A 626-nucleotide genomic window follows, 5' to 3' on the forward strand; every position below is an offset into this window, starting at 1 on the left:
TCAATGAGCTCAATCTCTCCCATCCTCGTTGCTGCCTTGGCTTTCATCAGATCGAGTGCACCTGGTGCCGAGTAGGTGCCCCAATCACTCTTCCCGCCAATGAAGAGTGATGGCACATCGATTGTTTTGCCTGAAAAGAGGCGCAACTCAGCATTCAGTGCTGGATCAGAGAAGACGCGATACGCCTGCAGCGCGCCTTGAAATCCGGTACGGTCGTATTCCTCCGTATAGACTCCGAGCTCTGGTTCGGTGAGCCATTTGCAGGCCGCGACTTCGGCGGCGGTCGGCAGAAATGGAGCAACGGTCTGAGGCATCGTCTTGCCGAGATCCATAACGTAATAGGTGGGCATCTGTGCAAGTTCCGTGGCAGTCCGCGACTTTAACGGATGTGGCTCATTTCCCGGCCAGTCACCACTCTTGACGTAGAAGAATGCACGAAGAAACGCGTGTAAACCTTGAGGTGGGTGCCACATGTCAGCGTTCGCCCTCTGTGTGCTCAAGTATTGTTGGTAATACTCTCTGGGAGGGTTGAGGGCCGCAAGCGTCGTCGCTAACTTTTGACCTTCATTGTTCGGTTGAGCTGCGACTGACTTGTTATCCGCAATGTTGAATGGAAATGCCGGCGG

1 pseudogene is annotated in these 626 nt (G+C 54.2%); it reads right to left on the reverse strand.

Features of this window, described 5'->3' with window-relative positions:
• Window positions 1-350: pseudogene (locus JAO29_RS23110) on the reverse strand (hypothetical protein); the annotation flags it as partial.
• Window positions 351-626 lie beyond the last annotated feature (276 nt).

It is taken from the genome of Edaphobacter sp. HDX4 (assembly GCF_036877565.1).
GTDB lineage: Bacteria > Acidobacteriota > Terriglobia > Terriglobales > Acidobacteriaceae > Edaphobacter.